Annotated in this window: 21 protein-coding genes; 6 read left to right on the forward strand and 15 right to left on the reverse strand. The window is 66.9% G+C overall.

The window, feature by feature from the left end:
• Positions 1–51 precede the first annotated feature (51 nt).
• Entirely contained in the window at positions 52–750 is a 699-nt protein-coding gene (locus tag LH19_RS19340) for a pirin family protein (protein WP_054731425.1), read from the reverse strand.
• Positions 751–885: 135 nt separating this feature from the next.
• Between LH19_RS19340 and LH19_RS19345 the strand changes: the two genes are divergently transcribed.
• Positions 886–1,833: a LysR family transcriptional regulator gene (locus LH19_RS19345; protein ID WP_054731428.1), complete on the forward strand. Its 948-nt coding sequence runs from the start codon at positions 886–888 to the stop codon at positions 1,831–1,833.
• A gap of 204 nt (positions 1,834–2,037) precedes the next feature.
• On the forward strand, positions 2,038–2,745 hold the full coding sequence (gene ctrA / locus LH19_RS19350) for a response regulator transcription factor CtrA (RefSeq protein ID WP_054589165.1): 708 nt from the start codon (positions 2,038–2,040) through the stop codon (positions 2,743–2,745).
• An 89-nt stretch (positions 2,746–2,834) separates the two neighbouring features.
• Here the strand turns inward: ctrA and LH19_RS19355 are convergent, their stop codons facing one another.
• From LH19_RS19355 to ald, 6 genes are all read right to left on the reverse strand, one after another.
• Entirely contained in the window at positions 2,835–3,269 is a 435-nt protein-coding gene (locus LH19_RS19355; RefSeq protein WP_054731429.1) for a PilZ domain-containing protein, read from the reverse strand.
• 189 nt (positions 3,270–3,458) lie between these two features.
• Complete coding sequence (gene sdhA / locus LH19_RS19360; RefSeq protein WP_054731431.1) at positions 3,459–5,261, reverse strand: succinate dehydrogenase flavoprotein subunit; 1,803 nt, start codon at positions 5,259–5,261, stop codon at positions 3,459–3,461.
• A gap of 1 nt (position 5,262) precedes the next feature.
• A complete protein-coding gene (gene sdhD, locus LH19_RS19365) occupies positions 5,263–5,670 on the reverse strand; it encodes a succinate dehydrogenase, hydrophobic membrane anchor protein (protein ID WP_054589168.1) in 408 nt (135 codons plus the stop codon).
• Complete coding sequence (sdhC, locus tag LH19_RS19370) at positions 5,663–6,043, reverse strand: succinate dehydrogenase, cytochrome b556 subunit (RefSeq protein WP_407696669.1); 381 nt, start codon at positions 6,041–6,043, stop codon at positions 5,663–5,665. Before sdhC ends, sdhD begins: the two co-directional genes overlap by 8 nt.
• 324 nt (positions 6,044–6,367) lie before the next feature.
• Positions 6,368–6,601, reverse strand: a complete 234-nt coding sequence (locus LH19_RS19375; protein ID WP_054589170.1) for a hypothetical protein — start codon at positions 6,599–6,601, stop codon at positions 6,368–6,370.
• 20 nt (positions 6,602–6,621) lie between these two features.
• Positions 6,622–7,737 (reverse strand): alanine dehydrogenase, encoded by a 1,116-nt coding sequence (ald, locus tag LH19_RS19380; RefSeq protein ID WP_054590379.1) that lies wholly within the window; start codon positions 7,735–7,737, stop codon positions 6,622–6,624.
• 161 nt (positions 7,738–7,898) lie between these two features.
• Here ald and LH19_RS19385 point away from each other — a divergent pair, with 161 nt between their 5' ends.
• The 4 genes from LH19_RS19385 (at position 7,899) to LH19_RS19400 (ending at position 11,653) form a co-directional block, all read left to right on the forward strand.
• Positions 7,899–8,372, forward strand: a complete 474-nt coding sequence (locus tag LH19_RS19385) for an Lrp/AsnC family transcriptional regulator (protein ID WP_145923527.1) — start codon at positions 7,899–7,901, stop codon at positions 8,370–8,372.
• 217 nt (positions 8,373–8,589) lie between these two features.
• Positions 8,590–9,942 carry a methyl-accepting chemotaxis protein gene (locus LH19_RS19390; RefSeq protein WP_054731433.1) on the forward strand — a complete coding sequence of 451 codons (1,353 nt, stop codon included), beginning with the start codon at positions 8,590–8,592 and terminating at the stop codon, positions 9,940–9,942.
• A 43-nt stretch (positions 9,943–9,985) separates the two neighbouring features.
• Positions 9,986–10,678 carry an SDR family NAD(P)-dependent oxidoreductase gene (locus LH19_RS19395; RefSeq protein WP_054731435.1) on the forward strand — a complete coding sequence of 231 codons (693 nt, stop codon included), beginning with the start codon at positions 9,986–9,988 and terminating at the stop codon, positions 10,676–10,678.
• 3 nt (positions 10,679–10,681) lie between these two features.
• The gene (locus LH19_RS19400; RefSeq protein ID WP_054731437.1) at positions 10,682–11,653 is read left to right on the forward strand and encodes a 50S ribosomal protein L11 methyltransferase; all 972 of its coding nucleotides are present in this window, start codon (positions 10,682–10,684) and stop codon (positions 11,651–11,653) included.
• 100 nt (positions 11,654–11,753) lie between these two features.
• On the opposite strand, the gene phhA is transcribed toward LH19_RS19400, so the two are convergent.
• The 8 genes from phhA to LH19_RS19440 form a co-directional block, all read right to left on the reverse strand.
• Entirely contained in the window at positions 11,754–12,623 is an 870-nt protein-coding gene (gene phhA, locus LH19_RS19405) for a phenylalanine 4-monooxygenase (RefSeq protein ID WP_054731439.1), read from the reverse strand.
• 51 nt (positions 12,624–12,674) lie between these two features.
• Positions 12,675–13,292: a molybdenum ABC transporter ATP-binding protein gene (locus LH19_RS19410; RefSeq protein ID WP_054731442.1), complete on the reverse strand. Its 618-nt coding sequence runs from the start codon at positions 13,290–13,292 to the stop codon at positions 12,675–12,677.
• Positions 13,282–13,977, reverse strand: a complete 696-nt coding sequence (gene modB / locus LH19_RS19415) for a molybdate ABC transporter permease subunit (RefSeq protein WP_201258381.1) — start codon at positions 13,975–13,977, stop codon at positions 13,282–13,284. The genes LH19_RS19410 and modB overlap by 11 nt, the downstream gene beginning before the upstream one ends.
• A complete protein-coding gene (modA, locus tag LH19_RS19420) occupies positions 13,977–14,744 on the reverse strand; it encodes a molybdate ABC transporter substrate-binding protein (RefSeq protein WP_054733925.1) in 768 nt (255 codons plus the stop codon). The genes modB and modA overlap by 1 nt, the downstream gene beginning before the upstream one ends.
• 26 nt (positions 14,745–14,770) lie before the next feature.
• Positions 14,771–16,114, reverse strand: coding sequence for a PepSY-associated TM helix domain-containing protein (locus LH19_RS19425; RefSeq protein WP_054731444.1), 1,344 nt, complete (start codon positions 16,112–16,114; stop codon positions 14,771–14,773).
• Between the two features lie 12 nt (positions 16,115–16,126).
• Positions 16,127–18,118 carry a TonB-dependent receptor family protein gene (locus LH19_RS19430; protein ID WP_054731446.1) on the reverse strand — a complete coding sequence of 664 codons (1,992 nt, stop codon included), beginning with the start codon at positions 18,116–18,118 and terminating at the stop codon, positions 16,127–16,129.
• A gap of 71 nt (positions 18,119–18,189) precedes the next feature.
• Complete coding sequence (locus tag LH19_RS19435; RefSeq protein ID WP_054731448.1) at positions 18,190–18,582, reverse strand: hypothetical protein; 393 nt, start codon at positions 18,580–18,582, stop codon at positions 18,190–18,192.
• 40 nt (positions 18,583–18,622) lie between these two features.
• Entirely contained in the window at positions 18,623–19,792 is a 1,170-nt protein-coding gene (locus LH19_RS19440; RefSeq protein ID WP_054731450.1) for a sterol desaturase family protein, read from the reverse strand.
• Positions 19,793–19,822: the final 30 nt, after the last annotated feature.

Genomic DNA, 19,822 nt, shown 5'->3' on the forward strand with positions numbered 1-19,822 from the left:
GGGTGGGCCGCCGCACCAGGGAGGGGGACATGCGGCGGCCCGGGGGAGGGCTTAGAGGCTGTCGACGAGCACCAGCTCGGCATCGTCGAGCGCCTCGACTTCGATCGTGCCGACGTCGCGGAGCGCGATGCCGTCGCGGGGCTCGGCATCGGTGCCGTTGACGCGGATACGCCCCTTGGCGGCAACCAGATAGGCGTGGCGCCCGCCGGCAAGGTCATAGGAGACCTTTTCTCCGGCGTTCACCGTCGCCGCCGCGACGCGGGCATTGGCGCGGATCGGCAGCGCATCGTCGTCGCCTTCGATACCGCTCGCCAGCGTCACGAACTGCCCCGAGCGGTCGGCCTTGGGAAACTGGCGCGCACCCCAGCCGGGATTGCCGCCCGCCTGGTCGGGGATGATCCAGATCTGGAACAGCGTCGTTTCCTCGTCCTCGAGGTTGAACTCGCTATGCGTCACACCGGTGCCGGCGCTCATCACCTGCACGTCGCCCGCTGCGGTGCGGCCGGCGTTGCCCATAGAGTCGCGATGGCTGATCGCGCCGCTGCGGACATAGGTGATGATTTCCATGTCGCGGTGCGGGTGGGCGGGGAAGCCCGACTGCGCCGCGATCGCATCGTCGTTCCAGACGCGCAGCGCGCCCCAGCCCATGCGATCGGGATCGTGGTAGTTCGCGAAGGAGAAATGATGGCGGGCGTCGAGCCAGCCGTGGTCGGCGTGGCCCAGCGTGTCGAATTTGCGAATGTCGATCATGGCCTTGTCCTTTCAATCGGGCCGCTCGCAGGCATCGGGCCCGGCGGCGCATCGTGTTGAGGCCAAGATAGGGATATGTATCGTTTCGAAAATAGCGTAGATGGAAAACCATCGTTTCCATTTACGAGATAATCAATGTCGCTTCCCGATTATGAAGGCTGGGCCTGTTTCGTCGCGGTCGCCGACGGCGGCAGCTTCACCGCCGCCGCAACCGCGCTCGGCCTCTCCAAGGCGAGCGTGTCGAAAGCGGTGACGCGGCTCGAAGCCTCGCTCGGCATCACCCTCCTCCACCGCAGCTCGCGCGTCGTGGCGGTGTCGACCGCCGGCGAGGGCCTGCTCGGCGAAGCGCGCGCCATGGTGGCGGCAGCGACCGCGGCGACCGAAGCGGCGCGCGGCGACCGGGTCGATCTCGCGGGGCCGATCCGGCTCGCGGCGCCGATGAGCTTCGGGATCAAGGTGCTCGGCCCGCCGCTCGCCGCCTTTCTGGACAGGCATCCGGCGGTCGAGATCGAAGTGCTGCTGAGCGACGCGCGGCACGATCCCGTTGCCGAGGGCATCGACCTGACGCTGCGGATTGCGCCGCTCGCCGATTCGAGCCTGCTCGCGCGGACGATCGCGCCGGTCGCCGCGTCGGTGATTGCCAGCCCCGCCTATCTGGAGAAGCACGGCACGCCGAAACATCCGCTCGAACTGTCGGGACACCGGCTGATCGGTTACGGGCATCGCCAGCGTGCGCTGCCGCTCCATTTCCAGCGCGCGGGCGAAGAGGCGACGGTGCTGCCGACCGGACCGTTGTTCGCGAACAACGGCGACATCATGGTGCCGCTGATCGTGGCCGGCGGCGGCATCGCAGTGCTCCCCGATTTCATCGCGGCCGACGAACTGGCGTCGGGCGCGGTCGTCCCGGTCCTTGCGGACTGGTCGTTGCCGCAGTCGCACCTGCACCTGCTGTCGCCGCCGTCGCGGCTCCGCCCCGCCCGCGTGCGCGCGCTGTCGGACCATCTGGTCGATGTGCTCAAGATCAGTTGCACCGGTGCGCATGAGCGCTTCCTAAAGCAGCATCATGGCATCGAAAACGGCTGACCGGGGTGTGGCAAATTGGCCGCGACTCGTGGAGTTCTGCGGGTTAAATCAAAATTAACCTTTTCCCTTCATTAGTTTCATGGTTAATGTTCCGGCAGTCCTGCAACAGGGGTCGGTCGGCGCATTTCCACAGGGTCGCGCGGATGGATCGCGGGATCATCGTGGGAAACAGTCCCAATCGGGATAGAGGTTAAGGGGTGCCCAATGCGCGTACTGCTGATCGAGGACGAGCCGACGACCGCGAAAGCGATCGACACGATGCTCACCACCGAAGGCTTCAACGTCTATACCACCGATCTCGGTGAGGAAGGCCTGGACCTGGGTAAGCTCTATGATTACGACATCATCCTGCTCGACCTGAACCTGCCCGACATGCACGGCTATGACGTGCTGAAGAAGCTGCGCACCGCGAAGGTGCAGACGCCGGTGCTGATCCTGTCGGGCATTTCGGAAATGGATTCGAAGGTGCGTTCGTTCGGCTTCGGTGCCGACGATTATGTCACCAAACCCTTCCACCGCGACGAACTGGTGGCCCGCATCCATGCGGTCGTCCGCCGTTCGAAGGGCCACAGCCAGAGCGTGATCAAGACCGGCAAGCTGGCGGTCAATCTCGATACCAAGACGGTCGAGGTCGACAGCACCCGCGTGCACCTGACCGGCAAGGAATATCAGATGCTCGAGCTGCTCTCGCTGCGCAAAGGCACGACGCTGACCAAGGAAATGTTCCTGAACCACCTCTATGGCGGGATGGACGAGCCCGAACTGAAGATCATCGACGTCTTCATCTGCAAGCTGCGCAAGAAGCTGGCGCTGGCCTGCGGCGGCGAAAATTATATCGAGACGGTCTGGGGCCGCGGCTATGTGCTGCGCGACATCGACGACGACGGCAACGAAGTCCGCCGCGTCGCCTGACACAGCATCCTATCGAAACAAACGGGGGAACCGGCGCGGAGCGATCCGCGCCGGTTTTCCTTTGTCCGGCGTAAACGCATGCGGCTTGTTCAGTGCCGTTTCCAGCTATCATTCCGGGGCGACACGCCGAGCGTGAGCCCCGGCCGGCGCGCCGAGAGTCGGGGTGCGGGGACGATCTGGAATTCGGCCTTGCTGTCGGTGGTCGTCAAACCGTCGCCCTGCGCACCGCGCAGGCGTGCGGTGTCGATCGCCCGGTCGGTCTCGATGCCGAACCGCCGGTCCTGGACCCAGCGGACCGTTCCAGGCATCGGGTCGTGGCCGGGCAGGATTATCGTCATTCGCTCGCCGATCTGCAGCATATGCGGGCCCTGCCCGCCGATACCGGTCTGCGAGACATTGCGGATCGTGACGTCGAACCGGCCAAGCCGCGCACAGCCAAGCTCCGCCTTGACCAGACGCGACTGGCGCGGCTGGCGTTGGTCGGCGGCGGCCGGCGAGTCGGTCTCGGCCCCAGGATCTGGCATGGGCGACCCAAATGCTGCCCCCCGGCATCCCACTCCGGGCGGTGACGATGGTCCCGTCCGCCGCATTAGCAGCGGAAGGTAAATTTTCGTTATAGATGTTCGGTCATGATTTGGCGGCGGCCGGCGCCAAACGCGATCGGGCCCCGGCTTTCGCCGGAGCCCGAGAAAAATAGACCGTTCCGCGGCGCCTTAGTAAACGCGCGCCTTCGGCTTGATATATTCGACGTCGTCGGACAGCGTATATTCGTGAACCGGACGGTAATCGAGCTTCACGCCGCCGCCCTTGCCACCCCAGCCGTCGAACCAGCTGATCGTGTGCTTCATCCAGTTCGGATCGTCGCGGTTCGGGAAATCCTCATGCGCATGCGCGCCGCGGCTTTCCTTGCGGTTGTACGCCGAATGCATCGTCACCGTCGCCTGCGCGATCAGATTGTCGAGCTCGAGCGTCTCGATCAGGTCGGTGTTCCAGATCAGGCTGCGGTCGGTGACGTGGACGTCGTTCATCCGCTGGTAGGTCTTGGCGAGCTTTTCCTTGCCTTCGGCCATCAGCTCGTCGGTGCGGAACACCGCGGCATGCTGCGACATGGCGCGCTGCATCTCGGTCCGGATTTCCGCGGTCGGCGAACCACCGCTCGCGTTGCGGAAATGATCGAGACGGCCGAGCGCGAGGTCGGCGCTGTCCTTCGGCAGCGCGGCCTGCGCCGCGCCGGGCTTGATCAGTTCCTTGAGGCGATGCCCCGTCGCGCGGCCGAAGACGACAAGGTCGATCAGGCTGTTCGAGCCGAGGCGGTTAGCGCCATGGACCGACACGCACGCGGCTTCGCCGACCGCGAACAGGCCGGGGACGACGGTGTCGGGGCCGTCCTTGCCCAGCGTCACGACTTCGCCGTGATAGTTACAGGGGATGCCGCCCATATTGTAATGGACCGTCGGCACGACCGGCAGCGGCTGGCGCGTCAGGTCGACGCCCGCGAAAATCTTGCCGCTTTCGGTGATCCCCGGCAGGCGCTCGGCGAGCACCGCGGGATCGATATGGTCGAGGTGCAAGTAGATATGGTCGTTGTGCGGCCCGACGCCGCGGCCTTCGCGGATTTCGAGCGCCATTGAGCGCGACACGACGTCGCGCGACGCAAGGTCCTTCGCCGACGGGGCATAGCGTTCCATGAACCGCTCGCCTTCGCTGTTGGTCAGGTAACCGCCCTCGCCGCGCGCGCCTTCGGTGATCAGCACGCCCGCGCCATAAATGCCGGTCGGGTGGAACTGCACGAACTCCATGTCCTGCAGCGGCAAGCCGGCGCGCAGCACCATGCCCCCGCCATCGCCGGTGCAGGTGTGCGCCGAAGTCGCAGTGAAATAGCAGCGGCCGTAGCCGCCCGTCGCGAGCACGACGGCCTGCGAACGGAAGCGGTGGATGCTGCCATCCTCCATGCACAGCGCAATCACGCCGCGGCACGCGCCGTCTTCCATGATCAGGTCGAGCGCGAAATATTCGATGAAGAAGTCGGCGTCATACTTCAGGCTCTGCTGATAAAGCGCATGGAGCATCGCGTGGCCGGTACGGTCGGCCGCGGCGCAGGTGCGCTGCACCGGCGGGCCCTCACCCATATTCTGCATATGGCCGCCGAACGGACGCTGGTAGATCGTCCCGTCCTGATTGCGGCTGAAAGGCACGCCGGCATGTTCGAGTTCGTAGACCGCCGCCGGTGCCTCGCGCACCATATATTCGATCGCGTCCTGATCGCCGAGCCAGTCGGACCCCTTGACGGTGTCGTACATGTGCCACTGCCAATGGTCGGGGCTGTTGTTGCCGAGCGAGGCGGCGATGCCGCCCTGCGCCGCGACGGTATGGCTGCGGGTCGGGAACACCTTGGTGATGCACGCGGTCTTGAGGCCGGCTTCGGCACTACCCATCGTGGCGCGCAGGCCCGAGCCACCGGCGCCGACGACGACGGTGTCGTACACATGGTCGATGATCTTGTACGCTTCGGTCATCTTACATTCCCCCCGGAGCGAGCCCGGCGGCGGGCGCAAGCACGATGCGGACGATCGCGAAGATGCCATAGGCAGCCCCGCCGATCGCGTAGAAATTCAAAAGGACGAGCGCGAGCAGGCGCGTCCCGTCGCCGTGGACATAATCCTCGATCAGCACCTGCAGGCCGAGGCGAAGGTGCCAGAAGACGCTGACCACCATCAGGATCAGCGCCAGCGCGACCGTCGGGTTCGACGCCCAGCGCACGACCGCGCCATGGTCGGTCATCGGCAGGCGCAGGAACGAGACGAAGAGGAAGCCGACAAGCAGGATGTTGCCGAGCGCGGTCAGGCGCTGCTGCAGCCAGTGGTGCGAACCATGGTGCGACGAGCCGAGCCCGCGTACCCGGCCGAGGCGCGTTCCGTTACCCATTGAGCGCCTCCTTGAAGATATAGAGCCAGGTCACCGCGGTCGCGAGCAGCGCGCCGAGGATGACGACGGTCGACCACAGCTTGTTCGTCTTGAGCTCGTACCCCGCGCCGGTGTCGAGGACGAGGTGGCGCAGGCCCGAGAAAAGATGCTGGAAAAAGGCCCAGGTCAACCCGATCAGCACGACCTTGCCGAGGATGTTGGTGATCAGGTGGAACGTGCCCGCCTCGGGGCTGGGATCGTGCCAGACGCAGGCAATGAAGGCGGCATAGGCGTCGGGGCCGGCGGCAAGCGCGCCGAGCCACCAGAGGAACATCAGCGCGCCGACGATCGCAAGACCGTCGCCGCTGACGCGGTGGAGGATCGAGGTGGCCATCGCGGGCCCCCATTTATACACCTGCAGGTGCGGGGCGCGCGGACGCGCACTCGGTTCGTTGCCAGCCATATCAGCCCTGTCCTGACTCTAAACGGTCGATGCGGTGCCGGTAAGCCCTCCTGCCACGATATGCAATTGCCTTAAGTCCATCTTGTCGAGATTGGGGCGAAGACGAAGACGATCGCGCGGCCATCATGACGCACGGCTGGAAGCTGCCATTGCTTCGCGCAGGAAAAAGGGCGGCACAGGGCCGCCCTTCGAATCCCTCCGTCAGGGGGACGACGCATGTCCAATCCACGCGCTGTCAGCGCGCGGGGAAATGCGTCACTTGATCTTGCCGCGGTTCGCGTAGAGCAGCGCGGCGATCACCGCTGCCGACCCGATGCCGAGACCCGCCGCCGCCGCCGTTTTCCAGCCGCGCTTGCCCTTCGCGGCGTCCTTGTCGGCCGCTTCGGTGGCTTCGGCTGCCTCGCGCTGCTGCTGACGCTCGCGCGCGGCGCGGATCACTTCATTCTCTTCTTCCTCATCCTGCGGGGGAGGCGGCACCTGGTCGGTCATCGGGTCTTCTGTCCTTGTTGTCAGGCGAGCGCCTGATCAACAGGCACATAATCGGTTCCGATCGCTTCCGCTACGGCTTCGAACGTCACCTTACCATTCCAAACGTTCAAACCCTGCGCAAGATGCATGTCGCGCTTCAAAGCCTCTTTCCAGCCGAGGTCGGCGATGCGCAGTGCGTGCGGCAGGGTGACGTTGTTGAGCGCATAAGTGCTGGTGCGCGCGACGCCGCCCGGCATGTTGGCGACCGCATAATGCACGATGCCGTCGACGACATAGGTCGGTTCGGCGTGCGTCGTCGCGTGGCTGGTCTCGAAACAGCCGCCCTGGTCGATCGCGACGTCGACGAGCACCGACCCGGCCTGCATCGTGCCGAGCATCTCGCGGCTGACCAGCTTCGGCGCCTCGGCGCCGGGGATCAGCACCGCGCCGATGACGAGGTCGGCCTCGGCGACGCATTCGGCCAGGTTGGCGCGGTTCGAAAAGCGCGTCTTGGCGCGCGATTCGAAGAAGGTGCCGACGCGTTCGAGCACTTCGGGATCGCGGTCGAGGATGGTGACGTCGGCGCCGAGGCCCGCCGCCATCTGCGCCGCGTTGAAGCCGACGACGCCGCCGCCGATCACCGTGACCTTGCCCGGCGCGACGCCGGGAACGCCGCCGAGCAGGACGCCGCGGCCGCCATGCGCCTTTTCGAGCGCGGTAGCGCCGGCCTGGATCGACATGCGGCCCGCGACCTGGCTCATCGGCTTCAGGAGCGGCAGGCCGCCGTGCGGGCTGGTGACGGTTTCATAGGCGATGCACACCGCACCCGATTTCATCAGGTCGCGCGTCTGCTCGGGATCGGGCGCGAGGTGGAGATAGGTATAGAGGATCTGCCCTTCGCGGAGCATCGCGCGCTCGACCGCCTGCGGTTCCTTGACCTTCACGACCATTTCGCAAGTGGCGAAGATTTCCTCGGCGGTCTGGACGATCTCGGCCCCCGCTTCGACATAATAGCGGTCGTGCGCGCCGATGCCTGCGCCGGCGCCGGTCTGGACGAGCACGCGGTGGCCGTGGACGACGAGTTCGCGCGCGCTTTCGGGGGTCAGGCCGACGCGATATTCGTGGTTCTTGATTTCCTTGGGGGTGCCGATGATCATGCTTCGCTCTCCATTGCCAAGCCGCCGCTCGCGCACTGCCGCGATGCCGGCGATCTTATGGACGCGATATAGCAGAACCATGGTGCGAGGTGCTTGCATATCGTCGTTCGTTTCGCGACAAGGACGCGCGATTTTTGCGCGTAATCGGCATTGGACGCACAATGATTGATCGAATCGACATAAAGCTCCTCAACTTGCTGCAACGGCACGGCCCGCGCCCCGCCGCCGAACTGGGCGAAGCGGTCGGCCTGTCTGCCTCGGCATGCCATCGGCGCATCCGCGCGCTCGAAACCGCGGGGATCATCACCGGTTACACCGCGCGGCTGGCGCCGGACCGCATCGGGCTCGGCCTCGACGTGTTCGTCGACATCAGCCTGACGTCGCAGAGCGAGGAGGCGCTCAACGCGTTCGAAAGCGCGGTCCGCAGCTATGACGAGATCCTCGAATGCCAGCTCATGTCGGGGGCGTCGGACTATCGGCTCCGCGTCGCGGCGCGCAGCGTCGCCGACTTCGACCGGCTGCACCGCCAGTGCCTGTCGCGCCTGCCCGGTGTCGCGGCGATGCACAGCGCCTTCACCCTGCGCACGATCAAGGCGTTCGAGGGCTATCCGGTCCGCGCCGCCGACGGGCGCTAAGTCTCCGGCACCGGCCCGCTTCCCCACCCGGCCTCCCTTACGATAGTAACCTAGGGAGGCCGGGTGGGGGAGCGGGCCGGTGCCGGTCTCTTCGAAAAAACGGACGCTGGTTAACGGCGAATTTACCCGGCCCGCAGCATATCCCGGTTACGAGTTTCGCGGACCAATGCGGGCGGCAGATCCGCGCCTCCGCGCGCGATCGACGAGGGCACGGGATATGGTGAAGGAAAATCCGATTCATAAGCAGCAGATCGACCCCGTGTTGATGGTCGAACGCTTCCCCTTCTACGATCTCGACGGAAGCCTCGCCGCCGATGCCATGGAAATCCACGGCATCATCGCCGGGCGCGAAGAAAGCATCGCGCGCGCCTATTGGGACAGCTTCAACGCCCTGCCGTCCATCGAGCGCAAGGTCGAGGGCGAGCTTCTCCATTCCTATATCAAAGGCAGCACGCGCCATACCGAGGCGAAATATCGCGATGCCGCCGGGCAGGAAGTCGCGACGATCGCTTGCCAGAACACGCATATGGCGCGGCGCGTCAAACTGCCGCTCGCGTCGGTGCTGTCGTGCATGGCCGAGAGCCAGCGCCTGACGATCGAATATGTGGTGGCGGCGTGCAGCGGCGATGCCGAACGCATCGTCCGGCTGACCAGCGCGATCAACCGCCTCGGCCTGCTCGAATATGACGTCATGCAGCGCTATGCGAAAAAGCTCGACCGCGCGGTCATATCGGCCGAGCGCCAGTCGCTCGCGGGCGATTTCGACCGCTCGATCGCCTCGCTGGTCCAGGACACCGACGGGGTGCGTCAGCAGCTCGCCAAACAGGCCGCATCGGCCGACCACGCCGCAAAGGATATGATCGCCAAGACCAGCGAAGTCGCCGCAGCGTCCGAACAATCGGCGATGGCGATGCGCGAAGCGGCGTCGACCGCCGCGGGACTGATCCGCGCGATCGAGGATGCGCGGAGCGAGGTCGAAGCATCGGCGAGCGTCGCAACGCGCGCCTCCGAACAGGCGGGCGAAGCGGTCGCGATGTCCGAAACGCTGTCGCACCATGCGCAGTCGATCGAATCGATCCTCGGCCTGATCCGCGAGATTGCGGGCCAGACCAACCTGCTGGCGCTCAACGCGACGATCGAAGCGGCGCGCGCCGGCGAATCGGGCCGCGGCTTTGCCGTCGTCGCGCAGGAGGTCAAAAGCCTCGCCAATGAAACCGCACGCGCGACCGACGATATTGCGGGCAAGATCACCGCGATCCAGCAGGCGACGCGCGGGTCGGTCAGTGCCAACCAGTCGATCCAGGCGACGATCGTCGAAGTCCAGCAATCGGCGCGGCGCATCCAGCACGCGATGGACGCGCAGGCGCAGACGGTCACCTCGATCACCGCGGCGGTCGACGAAACTGCGCTCGCCGCCGACAGCATGTCGTCGACGATCGCCAGCATCCGCAACGATTCGGGCATGGTCGCGAGCGAGATCAGCGTGCTCAGCAACGAATTCGCCAAAATGGGCGCGCGGCTCCAGTCGCTCGAACAGGCGGCGAGCGAGTTCAGCCGCAGGGTGGCGTAACGCCAAGCTAGCGCGGTCCCCTGGACGGCTCTATGGCGGAGCCATGCAGACCCATATCCTGATTACCGGCGCCAGCCGCGGTATCGGCGCCGCGATCTCCGATGCGCTGGCCGGCGACGCGACGAAAATCGTGGCGCTGTCGAGCGCCGACGGCGACCTTGGCGATCCCGCGGTTCCCGAGCGGCTGTGGCAGCAGAGCCTTGACCGGCTGGACGGGCGGATCGACGTGCTCGTCAACAATGCCGGGGTGTTCGAAGACAATGTGCTGGACGCCGGCGATGCCGACTGGCTCGCGAACTGGAACCGGACGCTGCAGATCAACCTGACCGCGAGCGCGCAGCTCTGCCGCCGCGCCGTACTGCACTGGCAGGAGCGCAACGCCGCGGGCCGCATCGTCAACATCGCGAGCCGTGCGGCGCATCGCGGCGACAGCCCGTCGCATTGGCATTATGCGGCGTCGAAGGCGGGCATGGTCGCGATGACCAAGACGATCGCGCGCGGCTATGCGAAGGATGGCATCCTGGCCTTTGCCGTCTGTCCCGGCTTCACGCTGACCGGGATGGCCGAAGCGCATCTGGCGGGCGATGGCGGCGAAAGACTGCTCGCCGAAATCCCGCTCGGCCGTGTCGCGACGCCCGACGAGATCGGTGAAATGGCACGCTGGTGCGCACTCGACGCGCCGCCGTCGATGACCGGCGCAGTGCTCGACGCCAATGGCGCCAGCTATGTGCGCTAGACCATGAGCTGGCTCGTCTCCCTCCCCTGCACGCGCGGCGAGGCCGAAGCGCTGTCGGGCGAAATCCCCGAACTCGATGTGCGGCCCGAAGCCCCCGTCGTGGTGACGCGCGAGATCGACGAGGACGCAGGGCTGTGGCAGCTCGACGCCTATATGGATGACAAGCCGGGCGCGGCGCTGCTCAAACTGCTCCAGTCGTTCGTGCCGAGCGCGAAGGGCGTCAAACCCGCGGTGAGCGAGCTGCCCGAGGAGGATTGGGTGACGCTGAGCCAGCAGGGCCTCGAGCCCGTGCAGGCCGGCCGCTTCTTCGTCCATACGAGCAGCCACGCCGATCGCGTCCCGCCGGGGACGATATCGTTCCTGATCGATGCGAGCCAGGCGTTCGGCACCGGCGGGCACGACACCACCGCGGGCTGCCTCGCGATGCTCGACCGGCTCGCGCGCGCCGGCGCCAGCCCGCGCAACATCGCCGACATCGGTACCGGGACCGGCCTGCTCGCCTTTGCCGCGATGGCGCTGTGGCCCCGCGCCAAAACGATCGCATCGGACATCGACCCCGCGAGCATCCTCGTCACCCGCGACAATGCCGCAATCAACGACGTGCCGCTCGGCCGCGGCGGCGGACGCCTCGCACTCGCGGTCGCGCCGGGAACCGACCATCCGGCGATCCGCCACCGCGCGCCTTACGACCTCGTCGTCGCCAACATCCTTGCGGGGCCGCTGATCACGCTGGCGCCCGATATCGCCGCCGCGACCGCGCCGGGCGGCCATGCGATCCTCGCCGGGCTGATCGCGCGGCAAATGGAACCGGTGCTCGCCGCCTATCGCGCGCAGGGCTTTCGCCTCGCCGCGCGCGGCGGCAGCGCTGAATGGCCGTGCCTGCTGTTAGTCAAGCGGCGGCGCTATGGCTGGCGGCGCAAGGAACGCGCGCGACACCGCGCGAGCCCGTCGGACGCGAGCTTCGGGAGCTGGTAGTTAAAAGTCATTGCGAGCGCAGCGAAGCAATCTCCAGCCTTCGTTCAGCTTTGCCGATAGCTGGAGATTGCTTCGTCGCTACGCTCCTCGCAATGACGGGCTAAGCTTTCGCCGTTGCATAATCCTGCGTGCCGCGCGTGATCACCTCGTCGCCGGGCAGGATGTCGGCGATCGGGATCGGCGGTAGCGCGGCGTTTTCGACATAGAGCGGCGCGAAGTCGGTGTTGACCGTCGTGTCGAGCAACTGGCCCAAGCTGTCGATGACGAAATAATTCTGCTGGAAATCGTCGATCCGGTAATCGGTGCGCATGACGCGCGCGAGGTCGAAACCGATGCGGTTCGGGCTGTCCGAATCGAGCGCGAAGACGCTCTCGGAATAGGAAGAGACGATGCCGGCGCCGTAGATGCGCAGGCCGCCAGCTTCGCGGATCAGACCGAATTCGACCGTATACCAATAGAGGCGCGCGAGTTGCTTCAGCGCGTCGAACTTCAGGCTGCGCAGCCCGCCGAGGCCATAGGCAACCATATAGTCGGCAAACACCGGGTCGGCGAGCATCGGGACATGGCCGAACACGTCGTGAAAGACGTCGGGCTCCTGAAGATAATCGAGCTGTTCGGGGGTGCGGATGAAGTTGCCGGCGGGAAAGCGCCGGTTCGCCAGATGGTCGAAAAAGACCTCGTCGGGCACCAGCCCCGGCACCGCGACGACCTGCCACCCCGTTGCATCGACGAGCCGCGCATTGAGTTCGCGATAATCGGGAATGCCGGGTTTTTCGAGCCGGAGGACGTCGATCCCGCGCAGGAAAGCGTCGGAGGCGCGCCCCGGCAACATATCCCACTGGCGCGCGAAGAGGCGATCCCACATCGCATGTTCGCCGGGCGAAAAGGCGTCCCAATTCTGCGGACAGGTCCAGTCCGGCGCGGAACCCGGCGGCGGCGTCTCGTGGACGTGCGTATCAGGACTTTTCATCGACCCCGCCCATAGCATGACAAGGTTTCAATTGAAATTTCCCCTGCCGCCTCACTCCAGCGCGACGACCCCGGTCGCCAGCCGGTCGACCTCCGCCCGGTCGTGGCTGACATAGAGGATCGGCAACTTGAGCTCGTCGCGAATCCGTTCGATCACCGCCATGATCTCGCCGCGCCGCGCCGCATCGAGCGAGGACAAAGGTTCGTCCATCAGCAGGCATTCGGGGCCGCTGAGCAACGCGCGGCCGATCGCGACGCGCTGCGCCTCGCCGCCCGACAGGCTTGCGGGCCAGCGCCCGAGCAGGTGACCGATGCCGAGGAAGTCGACCGCTTCGTCGAGGCCCATCCAGCGCGCGGCGGGGTCGGCAAGGTCGTGGCCGTACAGCAGATTGGCGCGTACCCGGCGATGCGGGAACAGGCGCCCGTCCTGAAACACATAACCGATCCGCCGCGCTTCGGGCGGCAGGTCGACGCCGTCGCCGAACAGCGTTCGCGTCCCAACGCGGATATGCCCGCGGTCGGGGCGCAGCAGCCCCGCGACCATGTTGAGGATGCTCGTCTTGCCCACCCCCGACGGGCCGAACAGCGCGGTCAGCCCCGGACCGGCGGTAAAGCGCGCCGCGATGACCCGGTCGCCGAGCCGCCGTTCGATGTCGATATCAATCGCCATGCGGCGGCCTTCCGGCGTGCGTTCGCCGCACCAGCCATTCGGAGAGCACCAGCGCGCCGAGCGACAGCGCGACCGAGAGCAGCGCCAGCCGCGTCACCATCGCTTCCGCCCCCGGCACCTGCAACGCCGAATAGATGGCGAGCGGCAGCGTCCGCGTTTCGCCCGGGATGTTCGAGACGAAGGTGATCGTCGCCCCGAACTCGCCGATCGAGCGCGCGAAGCCGAGGACGAGCGCGGCGAGCACGCCGGGCAGCGCGAGCGGCAGGCTGACCGTCCGGAACGCGTGCCAGCGGCCGGCGCCGAGCGTTCGCGCCGCGCCCTCCAGTCGCCGGTCGATGCCCTCGATCGACAAGCGCATCGCGCGCACCATCAGCGGCAGCGCCATGATCGCCGCCGCGAGCGCGGCGCCGGTCCAGCGGAACATCAGGCTGACCCCGAACCAGCTTTCGAGCCATCGTCCGGCGGGGCCAAGCGGCCCGAAGGCGATGAGCAGCAACCAGCCGGTGACCACCGGCGGCAGCACGAGCGGCAGATGGACGAGCCCGTCGAGCAGCACGCGCCCCGGAAAGCGCTTGCGCGCCAGCACCCAAGCGAGCGCAAAGGCGACCGGCAGGGTGACGAGCACCGCCGCCCCGCCGACCTTCAGCGACAGCGCGACAATGCTCCATTCTTCGGCGGAAAGCATCAGGGCGTGGAAAATCCGTGGCGGGCGAAGATGGCGCGCGCCTGTTTCGACAGCAGGAAGGCGCGGAAACCGGCCGCGTCTTTGTGGCGCGACGCCTTCAGCACCGCGACCGGGTAACGGATCGGCGGATGGCTCGCCGCGGGAAAGGTGCCGACGACACGCACGGCGCGCGATGCCTTCGCATCGGTCGCATAGACGATGCCGAGCGGCGCGGCGCCGCGTTCGACGAGCGCCATGGCGGCGCGGACATTTTCGGCGGGCGCGACCCGCGCCGCGACGCCGCGCCACACGCCGAGGTGCATCAATGCTGCCTTCGCATATTTGCCCGCCGGGACGGCATCGGGATCGGCCAGCGCGAGACGGCCGCTGCCGAGGGCGCGGGCCAGCGGGAAACCGCGCGCGGGCGTGAGCCGGACCGCACTCGCGGCCGGGGCGATGAGCACCAGCCGATTGCCGAGCAATGTCGTGCGCGTCCCCCGGCGCAGCAGCCCCGCCTTCGCGACCGCGTCCATCCATTCCTCGTCGGCCGACAGGAACAGGTCGGCGGGAGCGCCCGCGATCACCTGCCGCGCGAGTGCCGACGAGGCGGCGAACGACAGCACGGGTTTGGGGTGCCCCTTCGCCGCCCAGGCACCGGCCGCTTCGGTCAGCGATTCCTGCAGGCTGGCGGCGGCCAGCACCACCGGACCGCGATCGGCCGCCAGCGCAGCGGGTGCGAACAACAGCGCGGCAAGGACGAGGCAAAGCTTGCGGAGAAGTCGGATCATCGGACCGCTATATACGGCCGGATAGGTCACGCCAAGGCACGAACGCCAAGCCAGCGTGCGAGCCGCGGCAGCCGGGGTATCACCAGCCGGTCGACGATCCACAGCAGGATCAGCGACGCCGCGAGCAGCGGTAACAGCGCGGCCAGCAACAGGACGATCGCCGCGACGCCCTTCAGCCGGGCCGGATCGCGCGGCAACGGCGGCGCGCCGAGCGCCGCTTCCGGCTTGCGCCGCCGCCAGAGCAGGAAACCCGAAATCGCGAGCGTCACCAATGCCAGCGCCGTCGCCACCCCGATCAACTGGCTGACGATCCCGAACAGCGCGCCCTCGTGCCAAGCGATGCCGATGCCGACGATACGGTCGATGACATGCTTGTCGGCAAAGCCGCTTCGCGACACCTCGATGCCCGTTGCGGGATCATAGCCGACCTTGCGCACCAGCGGCCGGTTCTGCGTCTGCGTCGTCAGCGTCCACACATCGCCGTTCGGGGCCCCGAACAGGTTCGGCGCGCCGGGCGGCTGGACGATCACCGGCGGCGGCAGCGCCTCGCTCCGCGCGCGCAACACGATGGTGGCGAGCGGGACGCCGGGCGGCGCGGCGGAGGGTGCCGCCATCGCCATCGCGCGATGATCGTGCGCGGCATGATGACCGGCGGCCCCGCCCTTCCAGTCCGGCGCCCCCGCTACCCAGCCCATTTCGGCGCGCACGGTCCGGAAGCCGCTCGCCCAGACGTCGGTCCACGGCAGTGCGGTGAGCAGGAGGACCAGCGCGAGGCCCGAGACCCAGAAGCCCGTCACCGAGTGAAGATCGCGCAGCGCCGTTCGCCCGCCGAGCGACAGCCGCGGCCAGACCACCCCCGCCGCCCCGCGCCCGCGCGGCCACCAGAGATAGAGGCCGGTCAGGATCATCACGATCGCCCAGCTCGCCGCGAGTTCGACGAGCAGCCCGCCAGCGCGCCCGATGAGCAGGCTCGAATGGATACGCGCGAGCCAGGCCGAGATGCGCGTCTCGGGATCGGCGGCGCCGACGACGCGCCCGCGCGGCGACACCGCGACGTCGCGCATGCCGCCGTCCGGCAGGGCGAGGTGGACGACCGCCGCATCGCCCGACGCCTCGGGGATGCGGTAATAGTGGAAGCTCGCGCCCGGAAACGCCGCCAGCGCCGCCGCGACCTGCGCGTCGGCGTCGACGCGCTCGGCCGCCGGCAGCCCGCGCCAGCCGCGTTCCTGCCATCGGTCGAGCTGCGGCTTGAACAGATAGGCGGCGCCGGTCAGCGACAGCAGAAGGACGAAGGGGATGACGAACAGCCCGGCATAGAAATGCCAGCGCCAGATCGTGCGATAGAGCGGTGCGGTCTTGATGTCGGTCATCCCCCGCCCCTCTCAGAAACGCGCGCGAAGGCCGGCCGACACGGCGCGGCGTTCGACCGGATAATAGATGGCCGACGTATCGGTCACCGCGATTGCCGCGCTGATATCGCCGATCGCCTTCTTGCCGGTGATGTTGCGGACATCGACGAAAGCGTCGACGCCCTCGGCGAGACGCGCGCCGCCGGTGAACCCGATCAGTGTATAGCCGGGGGTCCGAACGCCATTGCCATAATCGGCGAACGGCCCCCGCGGCACCCATTCGAAATTGGGCGCGATATGCAACGCGTCGCTGCCGAGCCGCAATTCGGCGCGATAGACGTGGCGCGGCACCACCGGCAGGCGATTGTCGCCATATTGCGCATCATCGCGGAAGCGGAAATTGCTGTAGGTATAGACCTGCCGCAGCCGCAGCCAGTCGGCCGGCGCGAGCTCGACCGCCGCCTCGATGCCTTCGTGCCGCGTCCTACCGGCGTTGAAGGTCGAGGCGGGAATATCGGCGCCGACCATATATTGCAGCAACTCGCCCTTGATGTCGGCGCGGTAGAGCGACAGGTCCCAGCTCGCGATACCCGACCGGCCGCGCGTGCCGATCTCGGCCGTCCACGCGCGTTGCGGATCGAACGGAACGAAGGCCGACACCTGCGCGAGTTCGATGAACCCGGGAAATTCGACCGAGCGGCTGTAGTTGGCGTAGAATTGCATCCCCGGCGCGGGCTCGTACAACAGGCCGAGCTTGGGGGAGAAGGCGTCGAAATCGGCGCGGCCACCGCGATCGACCGGGCCATTGTTGAACGCCTCGTGCTGGCGCCGCATCCCGTCGCCGTAGATGCCGCCCGCGATCAGGGTCAGCGTATCGACCGGCCGCAGCCGCAGCTCGCCGTACAGCGTCGCGGTGCGCGCATCCTGCTTGGCGTCGAAGGTCTTCGCGCCGCGTTTGCCCGCGAGATTGAGGAAGCGCCGCGAATTGACGTCGCCGACGCGCAATTCGCCGCCGAGCGTCGCCTCGACCGGACCGCCCGCATAATCGAAGCGGAAGAAGGCGCCGCGATCGACGCTCTTCTGGTCGATGAGCTGATAGATGGGATGATGCAGCGCCTTCGCATTGACGAAAGCGCCGACGTCGAGTTTCACCGCACCGAAATCGAAGCTGGTGCGGTTCTGGAGACGCAGCGAATCGATATCGCGCGCCTGATCGAGTGCGACGGCGCCCGCATTGGCCCGGCGCGGCGTGGTTAGTGCCTCGTCCCGGGTCAGCGCGCCGGGCAATTCCTGCCGGATGCGGTTGAGGCTGGCATAGAAGCGGGTGGCAACCGTGTCGCTGAACTTCAGCCCGACATTGCCGTGGAAACGGACGCTGCGACGCTTCGCATGGTCGCGATCGCCGTCCGACGTGTCGGCGCTGATCGCCCCCCATGCGTCGACCTGCGCCCCCGCGACGCCCGCGGCGACGAGCCCGCGCCAGCTATCGAAACTGCCCGCGTCGGCGCGCAGGTAAACTCCCCCGGCGCTGCGGCCGGTCGGGGTAACCCCATTGATGGCGCCGCCCAAGGTGCCCGACCCGAAGCGCAATGCGTTGGCGCCGCGATAGACTTCGAGATGGTCGAAGAAGATCGGTTCGAGTTCCTGGAAATCGCCATTGTCGTCGGCGAGGTTGATCGGGATCCCGTCCTGCAGCAGCGTCAGCCCGCGCATATGATAGCCGCGCGACAGCCCCGAGCCGCGAATCGAAATGCGCACTTCCTGCCCGAAACGCGGCTGGAGATAGACGCCGGGCGAGAAGGCGAGCGCGTCGCGCAGCGATACGACCGACTTGTCGGCATAATCCTCGTGCGCGACGATATCGCTGCCGCCGGGCGTGCGCGCGGCGCGCGCTTCGGCGGCGTCGGTCGCGGTCGGCGCGGTGACGATGATGGTGGCGTCGGCCTCTTCGGCGCGGACGGGCAGGGCGGCAAGGCAGGTGACGAGCGCGAGCAAGGGCGCCGCGCGGCAGATATGGTTCTTCATCGGAAAATCTTCCCCGGATACAGGCATGGAACCGCGCCGCGCTTTCCGCGCGGGCGGCGTTTCAGGCTGGATCAGGCGAAAGCGGGTGGTCCGGTACTCGGCGGCAGCGGTGAAGCGATGCCCGGCGCGAAGCCGAGTGAAGCCAGCGCGACGGGGGCCGGTTCGGCAAGCATCGGCGCCGCGGGCAGCACCGGCAGGTCGGGAACGATCGGTGCGGCGGCGAGCGCGCCCCATGGGCAATGCTGCTGCCCCTCGCCCGCCTGATGATCGCCGACCTTTTCGATCGGGATCGTCACGGTTCCGCCGGGGTTGGCGGGATCCGAACAGACGCGGACGGTGATCGCCCCGCCGGCATCGCTTTCGATCATCCAGCCCGGCGCGACGAGCACCCGCGCGGCGAGCGCCAGCAGCAAGGGCAGCAGCAAGAGGATGCCGGGACGGCGAAAGGCGGCGAGCGGACTCACGCGGCGGCTCCTATGCGCGCCGCCCGGGCGTGGCAAGCCGCTATTCGGCCGGCGTCTCGTCGGTCTTCTTGCCAGTGCGCGTCCATGGGTAGAGGAACTGGCCCCAATAGTTTTTCGGCACATCCTCGGGGATGCCGTAATTTTCGGGCCAGCGGTCCTTCGGCAGATGGAAGGTGCCGAAGAGCTTGTCGATCCAGGGGAAATGGATCGCGAAATTGACGTCGAACGCCTCGCGCTCGAGCCCGTGATGCCAGTGGTGAAAGCGCGGCGTCGCGATCCAGTGGCCGAGGCGGTTGAAATTGCCCCCGACATTGGCGTGGAGCAGCGACGACCAGACATAGACGAAGCCGATATAGGCTTGCATCACCGACGGGCTGAAGCCGAGGGTGAACAGCGGCAGCGAGGTGATCGAACGCAAAAGGATGATCTCGACGAAATGCATCCGCGACCCCGCGAGCCAGTCCATCGACTTCGCGCTGTGATGCACCGCGTGGAAACCCCAGAGGAAGGGGTAGCGGTGGAAGGTGCGGTGGAAGAAATATTGCGCCACGTCCGACGCGACGAGCACGATCGCGAACTGGACGATCCACGGCAATGAGGCGACCGCGGCGCGGAACGCCTGCCAGTTCGACGTATGTTCGTTGATGATCGTCGAGGGCGCGAGCGCGAGGAAACCGAGCACCTGCACGAACATCGTGCTGACGAGATAATAGAAGAGGTCTTCGCGCCATTCGGTGCGGAACAGGCGCTGCGTCCGGCGATGCGGAAAGGCGCGCTCCAAGGGCGCGAACATGAAGCCGGTGACGAGCAGGTTCACGACGAAGAAGTCGAGCCCGAAGAAGATGCCCCAGTCGCGCGTCTCCTGCGGCTGGACGTTCGAGCCGCCGACGAGGATTGCCGCCAGTCCGATCATCAGCGCGGTAAGGCCGAGCACCTTGCGCGGCCGCAGCAGCAGGCTGAGCAGGGAAAGGCCATAGCTGACGAGCAGCACCGCGTGAACAAGGCCGCGAAACCCGCCCCAATCCTTGATGATCGCCAGCTCGGGGGTTGCGAACCAGTCGGGAAAGCGCAGCGCAACGACCATGAAAAAACCGGCGATCGCGAACAGCAGCCCGAAAAAGCCCGACAGCCAGCCGCTGCCGAAGCGGCGCACCTCGGTATGCGATTCGAGGTCGCGCATCAGGTTCTGAAGATAGTCACGCTTTGCCATGTGGCCCCTTCACAGCATATTGGCCGCGCC

The organism is Sphingopyxis macrogoltabida (genome assembly GCF_001314325.1).
GTDB lineage: Bacteria > Pseudomonadota > Alphaproteobacteria > Sphingomonadales > Sphingomonadaceae > Sphingopyxis > Sphingopyxis macrogoltabida.

Excerpts from the sequence above, each read along its gene's own strand:
- LH19_RS19340 (WP_054731425.1), bottom strand. The coding sequence starts at position 750 with ATGATCGACATTCGCAAATTCGACACGCTGGGCCACGCCGACCACGGC.
- LH19_RS19345 (WP_054731428.1), top strand. The coding sequence starts at position 886 with ATGTCGCTTCCCGATTATGAAGGCTGGGCCTGTTTCGTCGCGGTCGCC.
- ctrA (WP_054589165.1), top strand. The coding sequence starts at position 2,038 with ATGCGCGTACTGCTGATCGAGGACGAGCCGACGACCGCGAAAGCGATC.
- LH19_RS19355 (WP_054731429.1), bottom strand. The coding sequence starts at position 3,269 with ATGCCAGATCCTGGGGCCGAGACCGACTCGCCGGCCGCCGCCGACCAA.
- sdhA (WP_054731431.1), bottom strand. The coding sequence starts at position 5,261 with ATGACCGAAGCGTACAAGATCATCGACCATGTGTACGACACCGTCGTC.
- sdhD (WP_054589168.1), bottom strand. The coding sequence starts at position 5,670 with ATGGGTAACGGAACGCGCCTCGGCCGGGTACGCGGGCTCGGCTCGTCG.
- sdhC (WP_407696669.1), bottom strand. The coding sequence starts at position 6,043 with ATGGCCACCTCGATCCTCCACCGCGTCAGCGGCGACGGTCTTGCGATC.
- LH19_RS19375 (WP_054589170.1), bottom strand. The coding sequence starts at position 6,601 with ATGACCGACCAGGTGCCGCCTCCCCCGCAGGATGAGGAAGAAGAGAAT.
- ald (WP_054590379.1), bottom strand. The coding sequence starts at position 7,737 with ATGATCATCGGCACCCCCAAGGAAATCAAGAACCACGAATATCGCGTC.
- LH19_RS19385 (WP_145923527.1), top strand. The coding sequence starts at position 7,899 with ATGATTGATCGAATCGACATAAAGCTCCTCAACTTGCTGCAACGGCAC.
- LH19_RS19390 (WP_054731433.1), top strand. The coding sequence starts at position 8,590 with ATGGTGAAGGAAAATCCGATTCATAAGCAGCAGATCGACCCCGTGTTG.
- LH19_RS19395 (WP_054731435.1), top strand. The coding sequence starts at position 9,986 with ATGCAGACCCATATCCTGATTACCGGCGCCAGCCGCGGTATCGGCGCC.
- LH19_RS19400 (WP_054731437.1), top strand. The coding sequence starts at position 10,682 with ATGAGCTGGCTCGTCTCCCTCCCCTGCACGCGCGGCGAGGCCGAAGCG.
- phhA (WP_054731439.1), bottom strand. The coding sequence starts at position 12,623 with ATGAAAAGTCCTGATACGCACGTCCACGAGACGCCGCCGCCGGGTTCC.
- LH19_RS19410 (WP_054731442.1), bottom strand. The coding sequence starts at position 13,292 with ATGGCGATTGATATCGACATCGAACGGCGGCTCGGCGACCGGGTCATC.
- modB (WP_201258381.1), bottom strand. The coding sequence starts at position 13,977 with ATGCTTTCCGCCGAAGAATGGAGCATTGTCGCGCTGTCGCTGAAGGTC.
- modA (WP_054733925.1), bottom strand. The coding sequence starts at position 14,744 with ATGATCCGACTTCTCCGCAAGCTTTGCCTCGTCCTTGCCGCGCTGTTG.
- LH19_RS19425 (WP_054731444.1), bottom strand. The coding sequence starts at position 16,114 with ATGACCGACATCAAGACCGCACCGCTCTATCGCACGATCTGGCGCTGG.
- LH19_RS19430 (WP_054731446.1), bottom strand. The coding sequence starts at position 18,118 with ATGAAGAACCATATCTGCCGCGCGGCGCCCTTGCTCGCGCTCGTCACC.
- LH19_RS19440 (WP_054731450.1), bottom strand. The coding sequence starts at position 19,792 with ATGGCAAAGCGTGACTATCTTCAGAACCTGATGCGCGACCTCGAATCG.